Source organism: Micrococcus sp. HSID17227 (assembly GCF_003989405.1).
In the GTDB taxonomy this organism is placed as follows: Bacteria; Actinomycetota; Actinomycetes; order Actinomycetales; family Micrococcaceae; genus Micrococcus; species Micrococcus luteus.
In genome coordinates this window covers 1-2,403 of the sequence record NZ_RBLN01000317.1, presented here as the reverse complement: position 1 = coordinate 2,403, position 2,403 = coordinate 1, and the positions used below count along the sequence as shown (strand labels likewise).

Below are 2,403 nucleotides of genomic sequence, written 5' to 3'. Positions count from 1 at the left end.
GGGTGTGTAAAGGGGTATACCCGGCTTGACGCCGGGATGGGGCAATGAACACCCAGCTGGATTGTGAGGCATCCCTCTGTCGGAGCGTTGACGTTTACTTTACTAACCTGTTAGTATAGTTTCGTTGATGCGACTACAGGCAGAGGACAGGGGTACAACAGTGAACGACGTTGGATCATCGCCGCGGCGGTGGTGGCTGCTCATGACCGTGGGGGCCGGCCTGCTACTCATCACCCTCGACAATTCGATCCTCTACACCGCCTTGCCTACGTTGACCGCAGACCTCGGCGCGTCCGGATCCTCGACACTGTGGATCATCAACGCCTACCCCCTGGTCATGGCTGGCCTCCTCTTGGGAGCAGGCACACTGGGCGATCGCATCGGCCACCGCCGAATGTTCGTCGTCGGCCTGTGGATCTTCGGTGCCGCATCACTGGCAGCGGCATTCTCGCCCAACCCTGCCTTCCTGATCGGCGCCAGGGCACTCCTCGCTGTGGGGGCCGCAGCGATGATGCCCGCCACGCTTGCTCTGATCCGCCTCGCGTTCGACGATCCTCGTGAGCGCAACATCGCCATCGCCATCTGGGGGAGCCTGTCGATCGCGGGGGCAGCGCTCGGACCCATTCTCGGCGGCGCCCTTCTCGAACGGTTCTGGTGGGGATCTGTTTTCCTCATCAATGTCCCCGTTGTTGCCATCGCACTTGTGGCGACCGCAATCATCGCGCCGCACAACCATCCCGATCCGTCGAAGAAGTGGGATCTCGTCTCATCCCTCTATGCGATGGTCGGGCTGGTGGGCACCGTGCTCGTCATCAAGGAACTGGCCCATATTCCACAGAACTGGGTTCTGATCGCAGGGGCGCTGGCGTCAGCAGTCATCGGGTTCGTCCTCTTCGTGCGACGCCAGGGCCGATTGGAAGAACCACTCATCGAGTTCTCCATCTTCCGCAACCGCGCCTTCGCTGGCGGCTCTCTGGCAGCCTTCTTCGCGATGTTCACCATCGCTGGCGCCCAGCTCGCGACCACACAGCGCTTCCAGCTCGTCGAGGGCTTCACCCCCCTGCAAGCAGGCCTGCTAGTCGCAGCCATCGCGCTTGGCGCCCTGCCCTCAGGTGTCCTAGGGGCCGCGATCCTGCACATCGTGGGCCTGCGGATCATTATCTCCGGCAGCCTCGCCATCGCCGCCCTAGGACTAGCTCTCGCCGTGCTGGCCTCTGCGAACGGATCACTACCCCTGCTGGTCGTCAGCTTCATCGTGACCGGCTTCGGCCTGGGCGGCACCTTCGCCGTCGCTTCCGCCGCCATTATGGGCAACGCGCCTCCGCGAAAGGCCGGCATGGCGGCCTCGATCGAAGAAGTCTCCTATGAGATGGGCTCCCTCTCGGCTGTAGCACTCCTCGGGAGCCTCCTGACCTTCGTCTACGCCACAGTCGTCCGACTCCCGGATGGCACTCCCGCCGCAGCGGGGGAGAGCATTGCCGATGCCCTCGGGATCGCCGACGGAGATCTCGACGTGATCGCAGCCGCCACCTCCGCCTACGACACGGCCTATTTGGTCACGATGATCGTCCTCGCTGTCATGCTGGCTAGTGGAGCCGCTCTGACCAATCGGCTGCTCCGCGCTTACGGGCGCGGCAGCGAGGCAATGGAGTACGCCGAAAACCACTGAACCAATCGGAGGGGCGCATGATGGTGCGTGAGAGCAAGAAGACCATGATCCTCGACGCCGCGATCCAAGTGATCGAGGAAGACGGGATCACAGCAGTCACGTTTGACTCTGTCGCGGCCGCTGCAGGGATCACCAGGGCCGGGATCATCTACCACTTCCCGTCACGAGACGACTTGATCGCTGCGATCCACCAGAGACTCGCTGATCGCTGGGAGCGGCAGTTAGAGATCGCCTGTGGAAAGCCGACCGCTGAGGCAACGCCGATGGAGCGCCTGACCGCCTACATACTCACTTGTTCGACAGCCGCCTCCCGCGCCGAGTTCCAGATGATTCTCGACAGCCAGCACACCCAGCACAAGGCGATCTGGGAAGACCTCATCGCCCGATGGACCGGACGTAGCGAACGAGACGAAGCTGAGCGCGACCAGATGACCTCGCTCGCCCTGCTCGCTGCTGACGGGCTCTGGGTCAACGACCTGATCGGAAGCAGGCCCATCTCACAGGACCACCGGAGTGAAACCGCAAAGCAGATCATCGCGCTACTCCAGAATGACGTCCATGAATCCGAGGCCAAGCCCAACGGGTAAGCGAGCCAGCGCGCGGTTGGAGAAGGCCGGATCGACGAATCCGTCGAGCGCGATGATGGGCAACCCTGTCAAGCAAGATCGCACCCTGGCACCTCTGTCCAGCAGCACCCAACTGGCTCTGACACATGCGCCTAGTGGGTATACCCG

2 protein-coding genes are annotated in these 2,403 nt (G+C 62.7%); both read left to right on the top strand.

Features of this window, described 5'->3' with window-relative positions; translation table 11 throughout:
• Window positions 1–202 precede the first annotated feature (202 nt).
• A complete protein-coding gene (locus tag D8M29_RS11240; protein WP_036316244.1) occupies window positions 203–1,669 on the top strand; it encodes an MFS transporter in 1,467 nt (488 codons plus the stop codon).
• Between the two features lie 17 nt (window positions 1,670–1,686).
• Window positions 1,687–2,256, top strand: a complete 570-nt coding sequence (locus D8M29_RS11235; protein ID WP_127435544.1) for a TetR/AcrR family transcriptional regulator — start codon at window positions 1,687–1,689, stop codon at window positions 2,254–2,256.
• Window positions 2,257–2,403 lie beyond the last annotated feature (147 nt).

Coding starts and splice junctions, on each gene's coding strand:
- D8M29_RS11240 (WP_036316244.1), top strand. CDS start 203: ATGACCGTGGGGGCCGGCCTGCTACTCATCACCCTCGACAATTCGATC.
- D8M29_RS11235 (WP_127435544.1), top strand. CDS start 1,687: ATGATGGTGCGTGAGAGCAAGAAGACCATGATCCTCGACGCCGCGATC.